Annotated in this window: 18 protein-coding genes and 1 pseudogene; 13 read left to right on the top strand and 6 right to left on the bottom strand. The window is 56.5% G+C overall.

Going from position 1 to position 23,487, the window contains the following annotated elements; genetic code table 11:
- Positions 1 to 63 precede the first annotated feature (63 nt).
- Positions 64 to 882, bottom strand: a complete 819-nt coding sequence (locus Q8R10_RS16255) for a pyruvate, water dikinase regulatory protein (protein ID WP_305654891.1) — start codon at positions 880 to 882, stop codon at positions 64 to 66.
- Positions 883 to 1,151: 269 nt separating this feature from the next.
- Between Q8R10_RS16255 and ppsA the strand changes: the two genes are divergently transcribed.
- The 8 genes from ppsA to Q8R10_RS16215 all read left to right on the top strand — a co-directional run bounded on the left by ppsA (position 1,152) and on the right by Q8R10_RS16215 (position 9,320).
- Positions 1,152 to 3,521 (top strand): phosphoenolpyruvate synthase, encoded by a 2,370-nt coding sequence (gene ppsA, locus Q8R10_RS16250; RefSeq protein ID WP_305654890.1) that lies wholly within the window; start codon positions 1,152 to 1,154, stop codon positions 3,519 to 3,521.
- A 199-nt stretch (positions 3,522 to 3,720) separates the two neighbouring features.
- On the top strand, positions 3,721 to 4,710 hold the full coding sequence (locus Q8R10_RS16245) for an alpha/beta fold hydrolase (RefSeq protein ID WP_305654889.1): 990 nt from the start codon (positions 3,721 to 3,723) through the stop codon (positions 4,708 to 4,710).
- Positions 4,711 to 4,795: 85 nt separating this feature from the next.
- The gene (gene rraA, locus Q8R10_RS16240; RefSeq protein ID WP_305654888.1) at positions 4,796 to 5,284 is read left to right on the top strand and encodes a ribonuclease E activity regulator RraA; all 489 of its coding nucleotides are present in this window, start codon (positions 4,796 to 4,798) and stop codon (positions 5,282 to 5,284) included.
- 79 nt (positions 5,285 to 5,363) lie between these two features.
- On the top strand, positions 5,364 to 6,359 hold the full coding sequence (locus tag Q8R10_RS16235) for a zinc transporter ZntB (protein ID WP_305654887.1): 996 nt from the start codon (positions 5,364 to 5,366) through the stop codon (positions 6,357 to 6,359).
- A gap of 53 nt (positions 6,360 to 6,412) precedes the next feature.
- Positions 6,413 to 6,658, top strand: a complete 246-nt coding sequence (locus Q8R10_RS16230; protein WP_305655142.1) for a CrfX protein — start codon at positions 6,413 to 6,415, stop codon at positions 6,656 to 6,658.
- Between the two features lie 2 nt (positions 6,659 to 6,660).
- Positions 6,661 to 7,485, top strand: a complete 825-nt coding sequence (locus tag Q8R10_RS16225) for a mechanosensitive ion channel domain-containing protein (RefSeq protein ID WP_305654886.1) — start codon at positions 6,661 to 6,663, stop codon at positions 7,483 to 7,485.
- A 90-nt stretch (positions 7,486 to 7,575) separates the two neighbouring features.
- Complete coding sequence (gene sigX / locus Q8R10_RS16220; protein ID WP_305654885.1) at positions 7,576 to 8,166, top strand: RNA polymerase sigma factor SigX; 591 nt, start codon at positions 7,576 to 7,578, stop codon at positions 8,164 to 8,166.
- Between the two features lie 116 nt (positions 8,167 to 8,282).
- On the top strand, positions 8,283 to 9,320 hold the full coding sequence (locus Q8R10_RS16215; protein ID WP_305654884.1) for an OmpA family protein: 1,038 nt from the start codon (positions 8,283 to 8,285) through the stop codon (positions 9,318 to 9,320).
- Between the two features lie 208 nt (positions 9,321 to 9,528).
- Here the strand turns inward: Q8R10_RS16215 and cobA are convergent, their stop codons facing one another.
- From cobA to nirB, 4 genes are all read right to left on the bottom strand, one after another.
- Positions 9,529 to 10,266, bottom strand: a complete 738-nt coding sequence (gene cobA / locus Q8R10_RS16210) for a uroporphyrinogen-III C-methyltransferase (protein WP_305654883.1) — start codon at positions 10,264 to 10,266, stop codon at positions 9,529 to 9,531.
- 10 nt (positions 10,267 to 10,276) lie between these two features.
- Positions 10,277 to 13,009, bottom strand: a complete 2,733-nt coding sequence (locus tag Q8R10_RS16205; protein WP_305655141.1) for a nitrate reductase — start codon at positions 13,007 to 13,009, stop codon at positions 10,277 to 10,279.
- Positions 13,010 to 13,094: 85 nt separating this feature from the next.
- Positions 13,095 to 13,421, bottom strand: a complete 327-nt coding sequence (nirD, locus tag Q8R10_RS16200; RefSeq protein ID WP_305654882.1) for a nitrite reductase small subunit NirD — start codon at positions 13,419 to 13,421, stop codon at positions 13,095 to 13,097.
- On the bottom strand, positions 13,418 to 15,874 hold the full coding sequence (gene nirB / locus Q8R10_RS16195; RefSeq protein WP_305654881.1) for a nitrite reductase large subunit NirB: 2,457 nt from the start codon (positions 15,872 to 15,874) through the stop codon (positions 13,418 to 13,420). The genes nirD and nirB overlap by 4 nt, the downstream gene beginning before the upstream one ends.
- A 1,007-nt stretch (positions 15,875 to 16,881) precedes the next feature.
- Between nirB and Q8R10_RS16190 the strand changes: the two are divergent.
- From Q8R10_RS16190 to Q8R10_RS16170, 5 genes and pseudogenes are all read left to right on the top strand, one after another.
- Positions 16,882 to 17,151 (top strand): annotated as a pseudogene (locus Q8R10_RS16190) (methyl-accepting chemotaxis protein); the annotation flags it as partial.
- Positions 17,152 to 17,156: 5 nt separating this feature from the next.
- Positions 17,157 to 17,729, top strand: a complete 573-nt coding sequence (locus Q8R10_RS16185; protein ID WP_305654880.1) for a chemotaxis protein CheX — start codon at positions 17,157 to 17,159, stop codon at positions 17,727 to 17,729.
- A 55-nt stretch (positions 17,730 to 17,784) separates the two neighbouring features.
- Positions 17,785 to 18,762: a chemotaxis protein CheX gene (locus Q8R10_RS16180; RefSeq protein WP_305654879.1), complete on the top strand. Its 978-nt coding sequence runs from the start codon at positions 17,785 to 17,787 to the stop codon at positions 18,760 to 18,762.
- A gap of 49 nt (positions 18,763 to 18,811) precedes the next feature.
- Entirely contained in the window at positions 18,812 to 19,177 is a 366-nt protein-coding gene (locus Q8R10_RS16175) for a response regulator (RefSeq protein WP_305654878.1), read from the top strand.
- Positions 19,178 to 19,264: 87 nt separating this feature from the next.
- Entirely contained in the window at positions 19,265 to 21,670 is a 2,406-nt protein-coding gene (locus tag Q8R10_RS16170) for a HAMP domain-containing protein (RefSeq protein WP_305654877.1), read from the top strand.
- A gap of 104 nt (positions 21,671 to 21,774) precedes the next feature.
- Here the strand turns inward: Q8R10_RS16170 and Q8R10_RS16165 are convergent, their stop codons facing one another.
- Complete coding sequence (locus Q8R10_RS16165) at positions 21,775 to 23,445, bottom strand: bifunctional protein-serine/threonine kinase/phosphatase (RefSeq protein ID WP_305654876.1); 1,671 nt, start codon at positions 23,443 to 23,445, stop codon at positions 21,775 to 21,777.
- Positions 23,446 to 23,487 lie beyond the last annotated feature (42 nt).

Below are 23,487 nucleotides of genomic sequence, written 5' to 3'. Positions count from 1 at the left end.
GAGTTCTACGGCGGGCCACCTTGGCTGGATTGGCATGGGGTTGGTGCGATGCCATTTCGCGTTTTACTTCAAACGTCGTTCCACACCTTTTTCCACCAGGATTTTGGCGGAGATTTCTTCCACCGAAAAATGCGTGGAGTTGATGTGCGGGATGTTCTCGCGGCGAAACAGGTTTTCCACTTCGCGCACTTCGAATTCGCACTGGGCAAAGCTGGCGTAGCGGCTGTTGGGTTTGCGCTCGTTGCGAATCGCGGTCAGGCGGTCGGGGTCGATGGTCAGGCCGAACAGCTTGTGTTTGAAGGCTTTGAGGGCGGCGGGCAGTTGCAGGTGTTCCATGTCATCTTCGGTCAGCGGGTAGTTCGCCGCGCGGATGCCATATTGCAAGGCCATGTACAGACAGGTCGGAGTTTTGCCGCAACGCGAGACGCCCACCAGAATCAAATCGGCCTTGTTGTAGTAGTGGGTGCGGGCGCCATCGTCGTTATCCAGGGCAAAATTAACCGCGTCGATACGCTCCATGTAGTTGGAATTGGAGTTGATCGAGTGGGATTTGCCGACCGAATAGGAGGAGTGCGAGGTTAGCTCTTGCTCCAGTGGGGCCAGAAAACTGGAGAAGATATCGATCATAAAGCCGTCGGATTCGGCCAGGATGTCGCGAATATCTTGGTTGACCACGGTGTCGAAAATAATCGGCCGAGCCCCGTCGTTGACGGCGGCAGCGTTGATTTGCTGTACCATGGCGCGGGCTTTTTCAACACTGTCGATGTAGGGGCGGGTGAACTTACTGAAGGCAATGTTTTCGAATTGGGCCAGTAGACTCTGACCGAGTGCTTCGGCCGTTATACCGGTACCATCGGAGATGAAAAAAGCAGATCGTTTCATTTGCGCCAAAGGCCTTAAGGTTGTGACGATTCTTGGCTATGACCGTCGGAGCTGAAAAAAGCAGATCCTTTCATTTGCACTAAAGATCTTAAGGTTGTGACGATTCTTGGCTATCATGGGCCGCGCATTTAGCGGCTCTTACCAGATGGCATTGTTACTTATTTTTAAAGGGCCGACCACCGCAGCACGGAACGTCTCGGTTAACAGCCTGTCGGCATGCTGAGCTTATCCACTAGCCGCCTTTTCAAAACATCACTGGAGAGATCACCTTGGTAGATTACGTAGTTTCCCTCGATAAGCTCGGCATTGCTGATGTTGAGCATGTAGGGGGCAAGAACGCATCCCTCGGCGAGATGATCAGCAATCTTGCTGGCGCCGGTGTATCGGTTCCCGGTGGTTTTGCCACCACCGCTCAGGCCTATCGTGATTTTCTTGAGCTCAGTGGCCTGAATGAGCAAATTCATGCGGCGCTGGACGCGCTGGATGTCGATGACATCAATGCCTTGACTAAAACTGGCGCACAAATTCGCCAATGGGTGATGGACGCCGAGTTTCCTGAGCGTTTAAACAGCGACATTCGCACGGCTTTTGCCCAGATGTCGGCCGGCAACCCGCATATGGCCGTGGCTGTACGCTCATCGGCCACCGCCGAAGACTTGCCCGACGCCTCCTTTGCCGGCCAGCAAGAAACCTTTTTGAATATCTGTGGCGTCGACAACGTGATTCGCGCCGCCAAAGAAGTCTTCGCCTCGTTGTTCAACGATCGCGCCATCGCTTATCGCGTGCACCAGGGCTTCGACCATAAATTGGTCGCCTTGTCGGCGGGCGTGCAGCGCATGGTGCGCTCCGAAACCGGTACTGCCGGGGTGTTGTTCACGCTGGATACCGAGTCAGGCTTTCGCGACGTGGTGTTTATCACCGGCGCCTATGGCCTGGGTGAAACCGTGGTGCAGGGCGCGGTCAATCCGGACGAGTTTTATGTGCACAAGCAAACCCTGGAGGCCGGTCGCCCCGCGATCTTGCGCCGTAATCTGGGCAGCAAAGCGATCAAGATGGTTTACGGCGACGAAGCTCGCGCCGGGAAGTCGGTTAAAGTGGTGGATGTTGATCTCGCCGATCGCGCGCGTTTTTGCTTGAGTGATGCCGAAGTCACCGAGTTGGCCAAGCAGGCGCTGATCATCGAGAAGCACTATGGCCGGCCGATGGACATCGAATGGGCCAAAGATGGCGATGACGGCAAGCTCTATATCGTTCAGGCCCGCCCGGAAACGGTTAAAAGTCGCACCAATATCAATGTCATGGAGCGTTACCTGCTCAAAGAGAAAGGCACGGTCTTGGTCGAGGGCCGCGCCATCGGTCAGCGCATCGGCGCCGGCAAGGTGCGGATTATTCATGACGTCTCGGAGATGGACAAAGTCCAGCCGGGCGATGTGTTGGTCTCCGATATGACCGATCCGGACTGGGAGCCGGTAATGAAGCGCGCCAGTGCCATCGTCACTAATCGCGGTGGGCGTACCTGTCACGCGGCGATTATTGCCCGCGAATTAGGCATTCCGGCGGTGGTCGGTTGCGGCAATGCAACCCATGTATTGCAAGATGGTCAGGGCGTTACCGTGTCCTGCGCCGAGGGTGATACCGGCTTTATCTTTGAAGGTGAGCTGGGTTTTGATATCCGCAAGAACTCCGTCGATGCCATGCCGGATCTGCCGTTCAAGATCATGATGAACGTCGGTAACCCCGATCGCGCCTTCGATTTCGCCCAGTTGCCAAACGAAGGCGTAGGCTTGGCACGGCTCGAATTCATCATCAATCGCATGATCGGTGTGCATCCAAAAGCGCTGCTGAATTTCGCCAGCTTGCCGGCCGAGATCAAAGACAGTGTCGAGAAGCGCATCGCCGGTTATGGCGATCCGGTGGGCTTCTATGTCGAGAAACTGGTCGAGGGCATCAGTACCCTGGCCGCGGCTTTCTGGCCGAAGAAGGTGATAGTGCGTTTGTCGGATTTTAAGTCCAACGAATACGCCAACCTGATCGGCGGCAAGCTGTACGAGCCGGAAGAAGAAAATCCGATGCTGGGTTTCCGTGGCGCCTCGCGCTATATCAGTGAATCCTTCCGTGATTGCTTCGAGCTGGAATGCCGGGCACTGAAGAAAGTCCGCAATGAGATGGGCCTGACCAACGTCGAGATCATGGTGCCGTTCGTGCGCACCTTGGGCGAGGCTAGCCAGGTGATTGAGCTGTTGGCCAGCAACGGTTTGTCCCGTGGCGAGAACGGCCTGCGCGTGATCATGATGTGCGAGCTGCCCTCTAACGCGATTTTGGCCGAAGAGTTCCTCGAGTTTTTCGATGGTTTCTCGATTGGTTCCAACGACCTGACCCAGTTGACCCTGGGCCTGGATCGGGATTCCGGGATCATTGCGCACCTGTTTGATGAGCGTAATCCGGCGGTTAAAAAGCTGCTGTCGAATGCCATTCAAGCGTGCCGTAAGGCCAATAAATACATCGGCATCTGCGGTCAGGGCCCATCCGATCATCCAGACTTGGCCAAGTGGTTGATGGAGCAGGGGATTGAAAGCGTTTCGCTGAACCCCGACTCAGTGCTCGATACCTGGTTGTTCCTGGCCGAAAGCCAGGCGTAATCGCCATTCATCAGTAAATGGGCGGGGCTTCAGGTCGCGTGAAAACGTAGCGAGCGAAGGTTAGGCAAGGCAAAAGCAGACGAAAAAGCGCAGTTTACGAGTTGTAAATGAGCATTTTGAGTCTGCTTTTAACGCCGCATAATCGAGCGCAGTAGTTTTCACTCGTCCTGAGCCTCGTCCTTTTTATGCCAGAAACACTATGCACAGCAGCAGTGAGCTTTTCCCCGTGGCGCTGATGAGCGCCGAGTTTCGTAATGACCTGACCGAGGATGTTTATCGTCTAAAGCCGGGTAATAGTCCTGATTCCACCGTCGAGTTGGCGCTGACTCGCTTGGGCTTGCCAGGTTTTGAGCAGGCTCGCGGTGTTCCGGTGATTTTGCTGCATGGCAGTTTCTCTAATCGGCGTTTTTGGTATTCGCCCAAAGCCATTGGTTTGGGCGCGCATTTGGCGCGCAGTGGTTTTGATGTATGGATTGCCGAGATGCGCGGGCATGGCTTGTCGCCACGCAATCAGCACTACAAGGCTAATCGGGTCAGCGACTATGCCCGCTATGATCTGCCGGCGATCGCCGCTTTTGTCCGTGAACAAACCCTGCAGGCGCCGCATTGGATTGGCCATTCCCTCGGCGGCACGACACTGACCGCCGCCTTGGGCGGGCATTACTTGAGCGAGCAAGACGCGGCCTCCGTGGCGCTATTTGGCAGTCAAATTAGCCGGGTCTATTGGCCGCTGAAAATGCCGCCCGTGGAGTGGGGTGGACGCTTGTTGCTTAAGCGCTTCGCGCATATTTCCGGCTCGCGGCTCAAGCGTGGGCCGGAAGATGAGCCCATTGGGCTAGCGTTGGAAAGCCTGCGCTGGCACGGTTTGTTTGGTCGTTTCGGTGACGTTGAGCGTGACTGGTGGGCCGGGCTTGCCGAGGTTAGGGTGCCGGTGCTGGCGGTGAGCGCTGAGGGAGATCGACAAGATCCGCCGTGGGCCTGCCGCAAACTGCTCAAGCAATTTGGCTCGGCCGTCCGTGAATACCTCTGTCTGGGCCGCAAGAGTGGCTTCACCGATGACTTTGGCCATGTCGAGATGCTGGTGAGCAAGCAGGCACAGCGCGAAGTCTGGCCGCTGGTTGAGCATTGGTTGCGCCAGCAGTGTTTGCCCGAGGCGTTTTCGGCGCTGCCAGACACGGCTAAACTGTAGCGCTGCGCCGGGGTTGGGGGCGCAGTTTTCAGGTCGCCCGAATTGGTGTTGATGTTTGATTTTTGATTTCTAACGGAGCTTTGCCATGCACTACATAACCCCAGATTTGTGCGACGCCTATCCAGAGTTGGTACAGGTGGTTGAGCCGATGTTCAGTAATTTCGGCGGCCGCGACTCCTTTGGTGGCGAGATAGTCACCATCAAATGCTTCGAAGATAACTCGCTGGTCAAGGATCAAGTCGAGCTGAACGGCAAAGGTAAAGTCCTGGTGGTTGATGGTGGCGGCTCGCTGCGCCGCGCCTTGCTGGGCGACATGCTGGCCGAAAAAGCCGCCCAAAATGGCTGGGAAGGCTTGCTGGTGTATGGCTGCGTTCGCGACGTCGATGTGATCGCGCAAACCCATTTAGGCGTGCAAGCACTGGCCAGTCATCCGATGAAGACCGACAAGCGCGGCATTGGTGACCTGAATGTGGTCGTAACCTTTGGCGGCGTGACTTTCCGGCCGGGTGAGTACCTATATGCCGACAACAACGGCGTGATCGTGTCGCCACAAGCGCTGGCTATGCCGGCTTAACTGCTCGTCAGCCTGTTTTGCATGCTGGTAGTTTAACGCTGGGCTTGCGGCTGTGCTTAAGCGCGTCATGGAAATAGCAATGCACGAAGATATAAATGAGGCGTGCGGCCTGGTGCAGGGGTTTGTGCTGGATGGCGCAGGCGGGGCCCGCGAGCTTGGCTGTGAGGATTTGGATCAGCTGATCTTGCAGCCTGACGAAAGTCTTTGGCTGCACTGGGATCGCAGTCACCCGCTGGCGCAAGAGTGGCTGCGCCAGCGCAGTGGGCTTAGCGAATTCAGCTGCGATTTGCTGCTCGAAGAAAACACCCGGCCACGCTTATTGAGCTTGCCGGGCGATGAGATGCTGCTGTTTTTGCGTGGGGTCAATCTCAATCCCGGTGCCGAGCCTGAGGATATGGTCTCGGTGCGCATTTTTGCTGACGCCCGGCGCGTTATCTCCATGCGCATGCGGCCCTTGCGGGCGGTAAGCGACTTGGTTGAGCAACTCACCGAGGGGCGTGGGCCGAAGAATACCTCGGACTTGATCTTGGGCTTGGCCAGTCTGCTCACCAGCAAAATAGAAACCTTGGTGATAGGGCTGACCGAACCCGTTGATGTTGAAGAGGAGCGGATTGACAGCGACGACCGCTATGTTCCTGATCATGCACAGTTGCAGCAGATTCGCCGACGTTCGGCCAGCTTGCGCCGCTTTCTGGCGCCGCAACGGGATATTTATGCGCAGCTGGCCAGCAATAAGCGCGCATGGTTTAGCCCAGATGCCTGCGGTTACTGGAATGAGTTAAATAACCACCTGACCCGCTATCTGGAAGAGCTTGAGCTGATTCGTGAGCGTGTTGCGCTGATTCTGGAGTCTGAACACCGACGCATGTCCGAGCAGATGAATCGCACCATGTATCGCTTCGGCATCATTACCGGTTTTTTCCTGCCGCTGAGTTTTTTAACGGGTTTACTCGGCATTAACGTCGGCGGTATTCCGGGGGCAGAGTTGCCCTATGCCTTTATCCTGGTGTGCGGATTGATGGGCGCCTTGACCTTCGGCCAGTGGTGGCTGTTTCGCCGCTTGCGCTGGCTATGACGTGACTTGCTCGCGTCTCAATGCGTCTAGCCGACATGAACCCCGAGGTGCGTATGCACGATCCTTTTGAACAGTCCCTGCGTGAGCTACTCAATACTGCGCCATCGACCCATGATGACGATGCGTGTCTGGGCCGGGTATTGAAAACCGCCAATCGGCAAATCGGCGCTGGCGAGATGTTCAGCCTGATCGGCCATTGGTTCGGCGCCACCATGCTGGCAGTCAGCAAAGGCTCGCCACATCTGGCCCCTGTCTCACGGCGTAAAGCCTCCAACAGCACTGCTAATAAGGCTGATTAATTATGGAATTTGATCCGGTAACACAAGGCTTGGTCGGTGCTATGGCAGCGGTTTGGTCAAAAGTTGCAGTTTTTATCCCGAACCTGATCGTGGCAATGGTTCTGGTTTTGCTCGGCTTTGTGCTGGCTAAGTTGCTCGATACTTTGCTGTCCAAGGTTCTGGCCAAGATTGGCCTTGATCGCCTGATGGCCGGCACCGGGCTAACCAAGTTGCTGGCGCGGGTGGGCATTCAAGTGCCGGTTTCGACCCTGATTGGCAAAATCATTTATTGGTTTGTGTTGCTGGTGTTTTTGGTCTCGGCGGTTGATCAGTTGGGTCTTGAGCGGGTCTCGGCAACGCTCGATGTGCTGGCTTTGTATGTGCCCAAGGTGTTTGGTGCTGCGTTAATTCTGCTCGCCGGCGTATTGGCGGCGCAGCTGCTCAGTGGGCTAGTACGTGGCGCTGCCGAAGGTGTTGGGCTTGAGTACGCCAACGGCTTGGCGCGGATTGCTCAGTGGCTGATTATTATCATCAGCCTGTCGGTGGCGATTGGGCAGCTGGAGGTGAAAACCGAGTTGCTCAACAACGTGATTGCCATTGTGCTGATTTCGGTTGGTTCGGCTGTGGCGCTGGCGTTAGGCCTGGGTAGCCGGCAGATTGCTGGGCAGATTCTGGCCGGCATTTATGTTCGTGAGCTCTATGAGGTAGGGCAACAAATTCAGGTAGGTGAGGTCGAAGGGCAGATTGAAGAGATCGGCACGGTGAAAACCATCGTGCTGACCGACGCTGGCGAGCTGGTTTCGCTGGCCAATCGGGTGCTGCTCGAACAGCGTGTCAGCAGTCGCTAATACGCTAAACCCTGCTAATGTATGTCGCTAATCCAGTCCTTTGGGGTATGGGTTGTGGCGGTTTTGACCTGACTGTCGGCCCACTTCGTTTTGAATAAAACTCAAGCGCTATCCTCGCGTTACGATCCCCGCGAACTCTCTGATGAGGAGTTGGTAGCGCGGGCGAATGTCGAGTTACTGCACATCACCCGTGCTTATGAAGAATTGATGCGCCGCTACCAGCGCACTTTATTCAATGTCTGTGCCCGTTATTTGGGTAGTGAGCGTGATGCCGATGATGTTTGCCAAGAGGTCATGCTTAAGGTTTTGTATGGTTTAAAAAACTTTGAGGGTAAGTCCAAGTTTAAAACATGGCTATATAGCATCACGTATAACGAGTGCATTACCCAATACCGTAAAGAACGACGCAAAAGGCGCTTGTTGGATGCCTTAAGCCTTGATCCGCTGGAAGAGGCCATAGAAGAGAAGCCGGTTAAGGCCGAAGACCGCGCAGGGCTGGATCGTTGGCTGGTGCATGTAAACCCCATTGACCGTGAGATTTTAGTGCTACGTTTTGTCGCAGAGCTGGAGTTTCAAGAGATTGCCGACATCATGCACATGGGCCTGAGCGCCACTAAGATGCGTTACAAAAGAGCGCTGGATCGTTTACGTGAGAAATTTGCGGATGCAACCGGCGAATAGCTAGGCAAAAAGTTAATTTATATCGGGCTTTGCTGTGTTAAAGTCCGCCGCTAAGTTGTACTTGATTGTCGTACAGCTGCAATTTTGAACAATATCACCACGATAGGAATTTACGGATGAAGCTGAAAAATACTCTAGGCGTAGTCATTGCCAGTCTGGTTGCTGCGACTTCGATCAATGCTATGGCCCAAGGTCAAGGCGCTGTTGAAGCTGAAGCTTTCGCTAAGTACTACGCTCCAGATAGCAGCCGCGATCTCGGTAATCACGGTAACTTGCTTGGTGGTTCGCTAGGCTACTACCTGACTGACGACGTTGAGTTGGCTCTGTCCTACGGTGAGTATCACGATATTCGTGGTGAAGACAGCGGCAAAAACGTCAAGGGCAGCCTGAGCGCCCTTGACGCCGTGTATAACTTTGGCGCCCCAGGTGTTGGTCTGCGTCCATACGTCTCTGCTGGCTTTGCTCACCAGAGCATTGGCCAAGATTCGACTGGTGGCCGCGATCGCAGCACCTTCGCTAACGTAGGTACCGGTGTGAAGTACTACTTCACCGAAAACGTGTTCGCCAAGGCTAGCTTGGATGGCATGTACAACATCGACGCTGGTAACAGCGAATACATGGCTGGCCTCGGTGTGGGCGTAAACTTCGGCGGCGGCACCAAGCCTGCCGCTGTTGCTCCAGTTGCAGCAGTGGCTGAAGTTTGCAACGACAGCGACAACGATGGTGTTTGTGATGCTGACGACAAGTGCCCAGGCACCGAAGCTAACGCTACTGTTGATTCGACTGGTTGCGTAGTGGTTGCTGAAGCTGTGCGTGTTGAGTTGGACGTTAAGTTCGACTTCGACAAAGCCGTTGTTAAGCAAGATAGCTATGGCGATATCAAGAGCCTGGCTGACTTCATGCAACAGTATCCAAAAACCACCACCACAGTTGAAGGTCACACTGACTCCGTTGGTACCGACGCTTACAACCAAAGCCTGTCGACTCGTCGTGCTGACGCCGTTCGCGCTGTACTGGTTAACCAGTACGGTGTAGCTGGCGACCGTGTTAACGCTGTTGGTCACGGTGAAGCTAAGCCAGTTGCTGATAACGCAACTGAAGCTGGCCGCGCTGTTAACCGCCGCGTAGAAGCTGGTGTTGAAGCTGCACAGTAATACTGTGTAGTAATGCCGACTCAGTGCTCTGAGTCGGCACTCAAGAGAAGCCCGGTTTAGGCCGGGCTTTTCTTTGCCTGCAAAAAACTTCTGGGAGAAGTTTTTAACGTCGCGTAGCGACGGCCCGCAAGGTAGCCGCCAGGGATGGAAGGCTATAAAAAAAGCCCGGCCAAGCCGGGCAAAGTGCATCTTCGCAGGAGCGAAGCGGTTAGGCCGTTTGGGCCAGAGTGATGGCTTGGCTGCTAGCGGCAACCTCACCGATAACCAGGATGGCTGGGCTTTTCAGCTGAAAGTCGTGGGCATCCAGTTGCATTCGCGCAAGGCTGCTGCGGCATTCGCGCTGGCTGGGCAATGAGGCATTCTCGATCATGGCCACCGGCATGTCGTTGCGCATGCCGCCGGCGAGCAAGCTGTCTTGAATTTCACTGAGCTTGGCCACACCCATGTAAACCACCAGGGTTGTGCCGCCTTGCGCCAGTGCGGCCCAGTTTAATGTGCTGTCATCTTGGGTATGGGCGGTGACCAGCGTGACCCCTCGGCTGACGCCGCGTAGCGTTAATGGAATGCCACAGTTGGTCGCACCGGCCAAGCCTGCGGTAATGCCGTTGACCATTTCCACTTCGATGCCGAACTGTTGCAGCCAATCCGCTTCTTCACTGCCACGGCCGAAAATGCACGGGTCGCCACCTTTCAGGCGTACTACGCACTTGCCTTGGCGCGAATAACGCAGCATCAGGCGATGAATAAAGGCTTGCGGGGTGGAGCGGCAGCCACCGCGCTTGCCGACCGAGATGACGCGGGCATTGGGGCTGTGTTCGAGCACGGCCGGATTGACCAGATCATCGATCATGACGATCTGCGCTTGCTGCAGTGCGCGCACCGCTTTGAGTGTCAATAACTCCGGGTCACCGGGACCTGCGCCGACCAACCAGACTTTTCCGTTCATTTCGATACTCTCACAGCTGCACAGGTGCCTGAGCGACTTGCGTCGCCAGCAGGCGTTTGATTTCGGGGACGCAGGAGCCGCACTGGCTGCCGCAGCCTAGTTCTTGCTTGAGACCGTTAAGGTCGAGGCCGCGGCTGATGCCGGCGCAAATAGCCTCCTGGCTAACGTTTATGCAGCTACACAGGATCTTGCTGCCGGCACTGGCGCCGCTGTTGCCGGGTGGTGTAGTGAGCGGCGCTAACAACCAGCGGCGCAGCTCTTCATCGGCGCGGCCTTCGCTCCACAGGCTCTTGAGCCAGTCACGGGCGGCGGTTTCTCCGGCCAGACGAATCGCGGTAATGCGACCCTCTTCGATGCGCACGCGCTTGCCGACAGCTTTGCGCGGGTCGTCGTAGGCCATGATCGGGCCTTCATCCAGGCCCAGCAATTGGTCGATTTGTGCCAGCAACTGGCTGTCCGGTGCGCTGGCTGCGGCTGCGCGAATCAGCAGCGCCGGGCGTTCGCGTCCGGCCAAGCCCAGGCTGGCATAGGCAAAGCCTTCCAGCAGCGGGCGCAGCGCGCTGAGGCGGTTCTGTACGTCGCCTTCCACCAAGGCAAACAACTGCCAAGGCAGATCCACTTTGCTGACTTCGACACTGGCGTGCTTGAGTTCGGGTTGCTTGGACAGCGGATCGAACACCGGTGAGGTCAGCACGTTGGTGCCCAGGCCTTTGAGGAAGCGATTGCCCCAGTGCATCGGCAGATAGGCGTGGCCGGAGCGCACGCTGTCATCGCTCTGCACCGGTAAGACCAAGCTGCCACGCCGACTCTTAACGCTGACCAGTTGACCGTCGAGCAGCCGACGCCGACGCATCTCGTCGGGGTGCAGGCTCAGCAGGGCTTCTTCGACATGGCCAAACAAGCGCGCCGCAGTGCCGGTGCGGCTCATGCCGTGCCACTGATCGCGCAAGCGCCCAGTGTTTAGACTGAGGGTGAAGCGCGCGTCGCGTTTTTCCGCCGGAGCCCGATAAGGGTCGGCAACAAACTGGGCGCGACCGGAGGCGGTTGGAAACTGCGCATCGGCATACAGGCGGCTGGTTCCGCTTTGTAGGTCGGCGCGAAACGGCCACTGTTGCGGGCCTTGCTGATCCAAAATGCTGTAGCTGAGGCCCGATATATCCAGGTCGCGCTGGGCGGTCAGGCCTTTGTATTCATCAAACAGCGCTTGCGGGCTGTCGAAGGCAAACAGGCTGGGCAGAGCAGGGCGCAGCCGCTGTTCTAAACGGCGGGCAAAGTCGAGGGTAATTGACCAGTCCGGGCGAGCCTCGCCTGGAGCGGTCACTGCTGCTTGGACGTGACTGATGCGCCGCTCGGAGTTGGTCAGGGTGCCTTCTTTCTCGCCCCAGCTGCTGGCCGGCAATAACAAGTCGGCGTAGTGACAGGTTTCGGTGGTGCTAAAGGCCTCTTGCAGCACCACAAAAGGGCAGAGCGCGAGGGCTTGATGGATCTTGTTCTGATCCGGCATCGATTGCGCAGGATTGGTACAGGCAATCCACAGTGCCTTGATACGCCCATCGCCGACGGCCTCGAACAGCTCCACGGCGGTCAGGCCGGTGCTGCCGGGCAATTGTTCAACGCCCCAGTAGTCGGCGATCTCGCGGCGGTGTTCGGCATTCGCGACGACGCGGTGGCCGGGCAGCAGGTGGGCCAGGCTGCCGGTCTCGCGGCCGCCCATGGCATTGGCCTGGCCGGTGAGGGAGAAGGGGCCGCTGCCCGCGCGGCCGATCTGGCCGGTGGCCAGGTGCAGGTTGATCAGGGCGCTGTTCTTGGCGCTGCCGGCACTGGACTGATTCAGCCCTTGGCACCAGAGGGAGAGAAAGCTTGGCGTGGTGCCGATCCAATGGGCGCAGGTTTGCAGGTCGACGACGTTAATGCCGCATAGCTCGGCCACCATTTGCGGGGTGAAATCGCGCACCAGGGTTTTCAGTGAGTCGAAGCCTTCGGTGTGTTGCTCGATAAAACTGCGGTCAAGCCAGCCTTCCCACATCAGGATGTGCAAGATGCCGTGGAACAGTGCGACATCGGTGCCCGGCTGAATCGCCAAGTGCAGGTCGGCCAGCTCGCAGGTATCGGTGCGCCGTGGATCGATCACGATAATTTGCATCTGTGGGCGTTTGGCCTTGGCTTCTTCCAGGCGACGAAACAGCACCGGATGGGCGTACGCCATGTTGCTGCCGACAATCATCACGCAGTCGCTTTGCTCGATGTCCTCGTAGCTGCACGGCGGCGCGTCGGCGCCGAGGCTGCGGGTGTAGCCGGTGACCGCCGAGGACATGCACAGCCGTGAATTACTGTCGATATTGTTGGTGCCCACCAAGGCCCGCGCCAGCTTGTTGAAGGCGTAGTAGTCCTCGGTCAGCAGCTGGCCTGAGACATAAAAGGCCACGCTGTCTGGGCCGTGCTCGGCGATGGTGGCGGCAAATTGATTGGCCGCGTGATCCAGGGCGCTGTCCCAGTCGGTGCGGGCACGGGCCAGGCCCTTGCCTAGACGCAGTTCAGGGTAGAGCGCACGGGCGCTCAGGTCGCCCGTCAGATGCAGGCTGGAGCCCTTGCTGCACAGCTTGCCGAAGTTGGCCGGGTGCTCGGGGTCGCCCTTGACGTTGAGGATGGTCTCGCCGTCATGCTCGATCAGCACCCCGCAGCCCACGCCGCAGTAGCAGCAAATGGAGCGGGTGGTTTGCGTGGCTGCAATGCTGGTTTGCATCTTCGCTGACATGGCTCTGTTTCCTGTCGAAGGGGGCTGCGTAAGGCGCAGCCCGAGAGCAGCACCGCTTACGCGGTGCCTGACTTCAAGCGCATTCAGTGATGGTTTTCAGCTGCAGGTAAACGCGACCGTTTTCCAATTTTACCGGGTATTTGTGCGCGCAGCCGACGTCTGGCGCTAAGGCCTCGCCGCTTTCTAGGTCGATCTGCCAGTTGTGCAGCGGGCAGGCCACGCGCTTTCCGTAGATTAGACCTTGCGAGAGTGGCCCGCCCTTGTGCGGGCAGCGGTCGTCGAGGGCGAAGACCTCATCGTTAGAGGTACGAAAGATCGCGATATCGCCTTTCGGGCCGTCGACAATGCGTGAGCCGAGCACGTTGATTTCGTCCAGTGCGCAAATATTCAGCCAGTTCATGCGTGCTCTCCTTCAACTTGTACGACGGCAATACGATCAAATTCTTTGCTCAGTTGCGGCTTCGACAGCTGCTCCTGCCACGGGTCCTGCAAGAAGGACAGCGAGAACAGCAGGTTAGCGTGCAGGGCCTTGCGGTTTTCTTCACTCTCTAGCACCGCCTTCTTGATGTGCTCCATGCCGACACGCTGCAGGTAGTGCACGGTGCGCTCTAGGTAGAAGGCTTCTACGCGATAGAGCTGGAGGAAGGCCAGGCTATACTCCATGACCTCCTCGGCAGTCTTGACCTTGACGAAGAACTCGCCGGCCTCGGTCTTGATCCCGCCGTTGCCGCCGATATACAGCTCCCAGCCAGACTCGACGCCGATGATGCCGACGTCTTTAATCCCCGATTCGGCGCAGTTGCGCGGGCAGCCGGAGACCGCCAATTTAACTTTGTGCGGCGACCACATGTATGACAGCGCCTGCTCTAGGTCGATGCCCATTTGCGTTGAATTTTGTGTGCCGAAGCGGCAGAACTCGCTGCCGACGCAGGTCTTAACGGTGCGAATGGACTTGCCGTAGGCGTACCCGGAGGCCATGCCGAGGTCTTTCCAGACGCCCGGCAGGTCGTCTTTTTTGATCCCTAGCAGGTCGATACGCTGACCGCCGGTGACCTTGACCATAGGTACCTTGTACTTGTCCGCCACGTCGGCGATGCGCCGCAGTTCCGATGAGTTAGTAACCCCGCCGCACATGCGCGGTACCACCGAATAGGTGCCGTCTTTTTGGATGTTGGCGTGGACACGTTCGTTGATCAGGCGCGACTGCGGATCGTCCTTGGCTTCGCCAGGCCAGGTGGAAAGCAGGTAGTAGTTGAGCGCCGGGCGGCACGTGCTGCAGCCGTTTGGCGTAGTCCAGCCCATTTCGGTCATGGCTTGAGTCATGCTGATCAGGTGCTTGGCACTGATCAGTTTGCGAATCTGGCCGTGGTTCAGTTCGCTGCAGCCGCAGATGGCTTTTTCGCTTTTCGGCTTAACATCGGCGGCGCCGCCGACGGTGCTGATCAGAATCTGCTCAACCAGGCCTGCGCAAGAGCCGCATGAACTGGCCGCCTTGGTGTGCTTTTTAACCTCATCGACGCTGAATAGGCCGTTCTCTTGAATGGCTTTAACGATGGTGCCTTTGCACACGCCATTGCAACCGCAGACTTCCATGCTGTCGGGCATGCTAGCGGCGCTGTTCTGGCCTTGGTGGCCAGCGTCGCCGAGAGCCTGCTCACCGAACATCAGGTGATCGCGAATCTGGCTGATGTTGGCGTTTTCTTTGACTTGGCGGAAATACCAGCCGCCGTCGGCAGTGTCGCCATACAGGCAGGCACCGACCAGGATGTCGTCCTTGATCACCAGCTTCTTGTACACGCCGCCGATCGGGTCAGACAGGGTGATAGTTTCGGTGCCTTCGGCGCCCATAAACTCGCCGGCGGAAAACAGATCGATGCCGGTTACTTTCAGCTTGGTCGAGGTCACCGAGCCTTGATAGCGAGCAAAACCGAGCTGAGCCAGGTGGTTGGCGCAGACCTTGGCCTGATCAAACAGCGGGGCCACCAAGCCGTAGGCGGTGCCCCGGTGATTGGCGCACTCGCCAATCGAATAAACCCGTGGGTCATAGGTTTGCATGGTGTCGTTGACCAGAATCCCGCGATTGCACGGAATACCGGATTTCTCGGCCAGTTCGGTGTTGGGTTTAATACCTGCAGCCATCACCACCAGATCGGCTGGGATGACATCGCCACTTTTGAATTTAACCGCGCAAACCCGACCTTCGCCGTTATCCATTAAGGCTTCGGTTTGCTCGTTGGTGCGGAAATGAATGCCACGCTCTTGCAGTGCGGTTTGCAGCAGTTTGCCGGCGGTTTTGTCCAGTTGGCGCTCCATCAGCCAGTCGGCCAAGTGCACCACAGTCACGTCCATGCCGCGCAGTTTGAGGCCATTGGCCGCTTCCAGGCCCAGCAGGCCGCCGCCGATGACCACCGCATGGCTGTGGGTTTTGGCGGTGTCGATCATCATCTGGGTGTCGGCGATGTCGCGATAGCCAATCACGCCGTGCAGCTTGTTGCCCGGTACCGGCAGGATAAAGGGGTTGGAGCCGGTGGCGATCAGCAGGCGATCATATTCGGCGGTGCTGCCATCTTCGGCAGTAACAATCCGCTTCTTGCGGTCGATAGTCACTACCTTGCGATTAAGCATCAGGCGGATGTTGTTGTCGGCGTACCAGCTCAGGTCGTTGAGTACGATTTCTTCAAAGCTTTGTTCGCCGGCCAAAACCGGTGACAGCAGGATGCGGTTGTAGTTGGGGTGCGGTTCGGCCCCGAAGACGGTAATGTCGTAGAGTTCGGGGGCGAGCTTGAGCAGCTCTTCGAGGGTGCGAACCCCGGCCATGCCGTTACCGATCATTACTAACTTGAGTTTGTTCAAGGTTTCTCTCCACGCATCTGCTGCCAGGAATTGAAAAAAAAGGCGCCCCGCTAGTGGCCTAGCGAGGACGCCTTTGTCCAAGTCCCGTTCTCTCGGGAAGTGCAACCGTCTTCGTTGATGGCTGCGCTTTATTAAATTATCGTTTGGGTCACTGCAGGGGTTGTGCCAACTTAAGCGGGACCCGGTTCTATGGGGTTTTTAGTCACTGTTGTGCTTGGCTTGGATCTGTTTGCGCACTTGTTTAAAGCAGGCTGCGCTGTTCTGGTGCGCGCACCATGTTGGTGCCTGATTAATTTGGCGGGCAAAACTTTTAAAGGAACTATGCTTTTGACTAATGCTTTACCCTTTGATACCGATAAGCTCTATGAGAACAAGCACATAGGTACAACTCGAAGGTGCTGATGGTTGTTTTCGCTCTGTGGGTTGGCTGATTTGCGGTTTCGCTGCATACGCTCGGATGACGGTGTGCTGAGGTGTTTAAAGTTCTGAGGGGATAGAAGATGGGGTTCTCATTGATTTGGATTGTGCTGTTTGTCGTCGGCGCGGGCGCAGGGGCGTTCTTCGTCTCGTTAAGTGCGGCGTCGCGCGATAAACACAATCAGGAGCAACTCAGCGTCAAGGACGCCAGCATTGCCGAGCTTTCACGGCGCATGTCTGCCGCCGAGGTGAGTGCTCAGCAAGAGAGCCAGGCTAAAGAGGCGCTCAGCGCACGGCAAAAAGTCGAAAAAGAGCTGGAGCGAGTGCAGAGTGAACTCGATAACCAGCGTCACTGCGGCGCTGATCGTGAGAACGGCTTGGAGCAGTCGCTGCGGCATTGCGAGTCGGAGATGGCGCAGATTAGAACCACCCTGGGTGCTGAGAATGAGCGCTTGCGCGGCGAAATCACTGGATTGCTGGCAATGGTAAAAACCATCGAGCGCTGGCATGAAGAAATGGAAGCGATTCTGGTCAACAACAAGGTCATGAAGAGCAAAAACGCCGAATTTGCGGTCATTGTTAAGCAGGTAGTGATGCTGGCGCTCAATGCCTCGATTGAAGCCGCTCGCGCTGGCGAGCAAGGCCGCGGCTTTGCGGTGGTGGCGGATGGCGTGCGTGATCTGGCGATTACCTCAGAAAAGCTCTCGCGCGATTATCGCGAGAACCTCGATAAAAACGATTTGGTCACCACCACCACCTTCCAAGACCTGCAAGCCAGCGGCAAAATGATTCAAACCGCAGTGTTTGGCTTGCGTGCGGCGAATGACAAAATCCGCGATGCGCTGGGCGGGAGGGGCTGACAGTCATGATCAGTCAAAGTGCTAAAACGGGTATCGAGTGGTTATTTGAAAAAGCCGTGCGGGCCAACAGCGTCAGTGGCCCCGAGGATTCCTGTGTACTGACCAAACTTGCGGCAGACAAAGAACTAGTGTCGAAAACCAGCCAGCACCTGGTGGTTCTCTCTATTTCTTCTTATCTGTTTCGCATTGTGGCCCTGTTTCAGTTTAACGATGATGTGGCCACCCATGAGCATATGGTGCGCATGACCAGAAGTCAGACTCCTGACCTGGACGAACAGGCCTTGAGTGATGCCTATGCGGAGCTGGTCAATATGGTCTGCGGCGCGGTCAATCGCGGCCTTGGCGTGCCCTTTCCGCACATAGGCATGTCGACGCCTTATATGCTCGAAAGCTCTTGTGCCAACTATGCATCGGCCCTTGAGCCAGAGTATTTGCAGCGCTACGAAGTGGCGATAAACGATGCAATGCGCTTCAATCTTACCTACTGCTTGTGCGCTGGCGCTGATACTTCGCTGGATTTTCGGATCGACACCTATGAGGCTGAAGAGGAGGCCGCAGGCGAGTTGGAGCTGTTCTGAAACGGAATTTTGTGGCTGTACATGGCCGATATCTTTATAAGAAAAAGGGGCAAACATGACTGACGCAACATTGGTGATGAGCAAAGTCCTAGTACTGGACGATGCATCTGAGCACTTTGAGCAAATCAAACAGCTTTGTGAAGGCAGTCGGTTGCTGGGGATTAAGCCCAACCTTGGTAGCCAGGGCGGGGTAATGGCCATCTTGCGCTCAAATGTCGATTTGGGCGGCATCCTGCTGTATGAGAACTATGGTGGCCAGGCCCAGGGCCTAACACTTGCGCATGCAATTCATGCCGCACGGCCGGAGCTGCCGATTTTCTTGCGCCGCGATGGTGATGCAGGCCTGGCCGATCTGAATAGCTCGGATACCAGCGTATTCTGTGCAGCGTTTAACTTGTCCGCACTAGAGCGTTTTAAGTCGGTCCTTGACTCGTCGATCTTTAGCCGCGTGTACCCCACTGATTTAGTGCGTGGGATCACCGAGATGACCCTCAGTTCGCTGCAAACGCTGTTTAAAACTTGTACAGTGGAGGTTGAGGCACCCTATCTGGTTAAAGATCAGATTATCTATGGCGAAGTGTTCAGCATGATTGCCATCGAAAGTAACTGGTGCCGTGGCTACATGATGCTGCAGACCGAAGAGGAGCGGATGCTTGACCTGCTGCGTCATGCTGCAGGGACGGATGCTGAACCGCTGACCTTTCGCGACCTTAATAGCGTGCTAGGAGAGGCGACCAACCTCATTTGGGGCTCGTTCAAAAATCGCTATGTGGGCTTTCGCGACGACATGAGCGGGCTGACTCAGACGCAAGTGCCCATCATTATTAATCACCAGCGCCGCTACATTTCCTTTGGCTCCGTCGATCCTCAGCTCTGCCTTAAATACAATCTGGTACCGCTCGACGATCCGCAAGCCACGCCAGTTTCAGTGTTCCAACGCTTCGTGTTTAACTTATCGTGGTCGCCCGATCAGTTCTCGGAAAACCCCTCGGTTGAAGCGCTGGTCGACTCCGGTGAGCTGGAAATGTTTTGACCTGTTGCAACTCAACTAAACACTTCATAAGCAAGCAAGGAACTCCTAAATGGCTCAAATATTGGTAGTCGACGATTCAAGCACTGTGCGCAACGAAGTGTGCGACTTCCTCAAAGCGAACGGTCTTACGGTCACCTCAGCGGTAGACGGCAAAGACGGCCTGGACAAATTGCGGGCAGATCCCGCGATTAAATTGGTGGTTTCAGACGTCAACATGCCGAACATGGACGGCCTGACCATGGCTGAGAAAATTCGTGGGGAGCTGCGCAACACCACGGTCAACATCATCATGCTGACCACTGAAAACAGCCCAAGCATGAAAGAGCGCGGTAAAGCTGCCGGTATCAAAGGCTGGATTGTTAAACCCTTCAGCGGCGCTGCCGTGATCGCTACGTTCAAAAAGCTGGCCGTTTAACCTTGGCCGCAGCGTCATCAGTGCGCAGCTAACAGAGGTCGCCGATGACGCTCACGGTTAAACACGCAAAACAATAAGTGAGGCACTATGAGCTCCAACACCGCGTCGGAAAATAAAAAAGGCATTCAGATAAAAACCAAGCTGCGCCTTACCTTGGCGCTTTCATCGCTTGGACTGGCGTTTATGTGTGCGCTAGGCATCATCGGTATGAACCGCGCCCTGACCACCATCACCTATTTGGGCGAAACCAAGCTGCAGGCGGCTCTTAACGTAGGTCAGATGCAGAGCTCACTGCTCAAGTTGGGTGGCCTCAATAAAACTGTCTTGGAATACAAGGATGTTTCCGGTGAGTACCGTTTGTTTGAAGGCCTAAAGGCGGATCGTGACGACGTACTGCTAGACCTGAAAGAAGCGTGGGACCGCTACGAAAAACTGCCAAAAGATGAAGAAGAACAGCAGTTGTGGGCGTCCTTGGTTGATAGTTCAAAAATGTGGGAAAAAGCTGACAAAAAGCTCGATGCGCCACTCATAGAGCTGTCCGCCCGCCACGATAAGGCAACCCACGAAACGTTAATGTTCCAGTACGAAGGTTTTCTGCGCAATATTAAAACCGGCGAAACCTACATGACCGATGGGGTCTCGGGTCTGTATCGCTACTTGAGCGAGGCCAGCGTCAAAGCCTCCAATGATGCGATTGCCACCGTTGAACAGTCGAAAAAACAAATGATTGGTCTGGCGGCGGGGATCATTCTCTTCTCGCTGTTGTTCGGTATCTTGATGTCTCGTTCTATCCATAAACCCCTCACCCGAATGATTGAGGCGATTGGTGATATTGAGAAGAACAACGACTTTAGCCGCCGCGTAGAGGTGCAAACCCACGACGAAATCGGCGTCACCATCGTTGCCTTCAACGGCATGATCGCCAAGATTGAGGCCAGTTCTGCCCAGCTGCGGCAGAAAACCAATGATATTCAAACCATGCTGCAGAACATGCCGCAGGGGATTCTCACCATTATTGATGGTGGCTTGATCCACTCAGAATATTCGGCCTATTTGGAAACCATCCTCGAAACCAACCAGATCGCTGGTCGCGAAGTGATGGACTTGCTGTTTGCTAACTCCAATCTGGGCGCCGATACACTCTCGCAGGTTGAGGCCGTTGGCGGCGCCTGTATCGGCGAAGACATCATGAACTTCGAGTTCAACTCGCACCTGATGGTCACTGAGTTCGAGAAGACCATGACGGATGGTCGAATTAAAAGCCTTGAGCTGAGTTGGTCGGCTATCACCGACGACAACGACATGATTGTCAGCTTGATGCTCTGCGTACGGGATGTCACCGAGCTGCGTAAATTGGCGGCCGAGGCTGGTGAGCAGAAGCGCGAGCTGGAAGTCATTGGTGAAATTCTTGCAGTCAATCAGGAGAAGTTTCACGAGTTTATCTCTGGCTCCACACAGTTTGTCGAAGAGAACCGGGTGCTCATCAAAAACACCGAGACGCTGCAAACCGAGGTTATTTCCCAGTTGTTTCGTAACATGCACACCATCAAAGGCAATGCGCGGACCTATGCGTTGCAGCATCTCACTAACGTGGTGCATGAGGCGGAGCAGACCTACGACGACCTTCGGCAAGATTCAGAACTTGAATGGAATCAGGCCGCCTTGCTTGAGCAACTGCAATCAGTCGCTGATTTGTTGGCCAAGTACGAGAAGATCAACGAGGTTACCTTGGGCCGCAAAGGGCCGGGACGGCGTGGCAGCGTCGAGCGCTACCTGATGGTGGATAAAGAGCACATCCATGAGACCTTGCTGCAACTCGAAGCAGCCAATATGTCGAGCATGCATGACTTGGTTGAGGCGCACAAAGCGGTAAGGCGTACGCTGCGACTGTTGGGTACTGAGCATATTGGCGAAACCCTGGATGGGGTGTTTGAGTCCCTGCCATCCTTGGCGGCTGAACTGGGTAAAGAAGCGCCAATCATTACCATCGAAGAGCATGGCTATGTGGTGCGCGGTCAGGTCAGCGGCATACTTAAAAACGTATTTATGCACCTGATCCGCAACTCGATGGACCATGGCTTGGAAACCGCCGAGGTGCGCATCGCTAAGGGTAAATCTGCGGCAGGCAATATCAAGCTTGAGCTTGGCGCCGAGGCGGGCCAGTTCACGCTGCGTCTTGGCGATGACGGCAAGGGTTTGGCGTTGGGGCGTATTCGGCGCATCGCGCTGGAGAAAAATATGTTGCCTAACGGTGAGCAAAGCAGCGACGAGGAGGTTGCCAAGGTAATCTTCGAGGCGGGCTTCTCAACTGCCGAGGCGGTGACCGAGGTTTCCGGGCGTGGCGTTGGCATGGACGCGGTGAAGGATTTTGTTGCTCGTGAGGGCGGCAGTATTCGCTTTGAATTTACCGACAGTGCGGTCGGTGCGGATTTTCGCCAGTTTCAAACCATCGTCAGCTTGCCGGACAAATTCGCGGTGCATATCGAAAGCTAACCGAAAACTGAAGCCAACCCGCATGGGTTGGTTTCAAGGCAAGCTTTTAGAACCTAAGCAAAGCCCTTCAGTGTGAAATACCGCCAGCCTTAGCTGGCGGTATTTCAGCCACGCATCAGCAGCACCAATAACAGCAAATTCAGTAGCAGCGAGAGCAGGGCCAAGCCACGCCAAACCTTTAATGGCTCGCGTTCAAGCAAGGGTCTTGGACGGCTGCTGATGGCTTCACGTTCGCCGCGCTCAATCACCAGCAAGTATTCTTCGGCGGTTTCAAAGCGCTCTTCGGGGTTGGCGGCGACGGCTCGATTCAAGCACTCATCCAACCACCAGGGTAGATCGGGACGGTAGCGGCTGGCCGCTGTCGGTGTGCCGAAACGCGGATGCTGAAAGGCTTCAATTTCCCCGTAGGGATAGTGCCCCGTGAGCAGGTAATAAAGTGTCACACCGACCGCATAGAGATCTTGTCGGGCACTTGGGGCTGCGCCGGCAAAGCCTTCCGGGGCGATGTAACTTGGTGTGCCGGGTAGGGCATGGGCTTCGTCGCGCGACAGGCCTGGACAATAGGCCAGGCCCAGATCCAGCACACGCAACTCGCCATCTTCGCCCCACAGCAGGTTTTCGGGTTTGATGTCGCGGTGCAAAATATTGCGCCGGTGCAGCATGCCGACGGCGCGTAGCAAGCGTGGTGCTAGCTCAAGCCATTGCGGCAGGCCCAACGGGCCGCTCTGGCGAAACTGTTCGGCAAGGGTCTGGCCGTTGTATTCACGTTGCACGTAATACAGATGCTGTCGTTGCGGCAGTGGGTGCGCTTCGGGAAAGTAACGCCCAGCCACGCGCTTAAGAAACCACTCCTCTTGCAGCAACGCAGGTCCGGCGAACTCATCGGCATGCCGGTTGGTCGGTAAGGTTTTCAGCAGCCAGTGACGGTCTTGGGCGTCGCGCACGCGATACATGACTGATTGGCGTGATTCGGCGACTAACCCCTCGACTGTCCAGCCTTCAAAGCTTTGCCCTGCGCGCAGTTTCGCCGGCAAAGGCCAGTGCCCCAGTTGCGCCAGGGTGTCGGCCAGCGCGCTTTGCGGCAGGCTGTCGATTCTCACCAGCATGGCGCTGGCATTGTCTTGGCTGCCGGCCAAGTGGGCGGCGCAAACCAAAGCCTGGCAGGCTGCGCTGGGGTCGGGTTCGTCTTGTAAAATCCGCTGCACGCCAAGGTCGCCCAGCACCGCCCAGATGCCATCGCAGACCAGCAAAAAGCTTTCACCGACCCGCAGTTCACCCTCTAGATAGTCGACCACCAAATGCTGATCGAGGCCCATGGCGCGCTTGAGTACGTGCTGCATGCCCGGCTGCTCCCACACATGCTCCTCGGTCAAACGCTCCAGTGCGCCGGCGTGCCAGCGGTAGGCGCGGCAATCACCGACATGCGCCAAGGTGAAGCGCCGGCCGCGCAGCACCAGGGCGGTCAGGGTGGTCAGCAAGGGTTGGCCGCCACCGTTGGCTTGCAGCCAGCGGTTGTGGGCGATTAGGAGGCGGTCCAGCGATTGCACCACCGCCCAGGTTTCGGGGGTGGCGTAGTAATCCAGTGCCAGCGCCTGCAAGGTGGCTCGCGCGGCCAAACCGCCGTCGGCGCACTGGCTTACACCATCGGCCAGGGCAAACAGGCTGCCCTTGCTGGCCGCCAAGGCGGCGGTAGGCGTAACGATGCGCAGTGCGTCCTGATTCTCAGCCCGAGGGCCGGTGGCAGTGGCTTCGCCAAAACTCAATTGCAGGCTCATGCAGTGCTCTCACAACCAATAACAAAAAGCCCGCGACGGCTG

It is taken from the genome of Pseudomonas sp. (assembly GCF_030698175.1).
GTDB lineage: Bacteria > Pseudomonadota > Gammaproteobacteria > Pseudomonadales > Pseudomonadaceae > Aquipseudomonas.
This window is presented reverse-complemented; position numbering and strand designations above follow the sequence as displayed.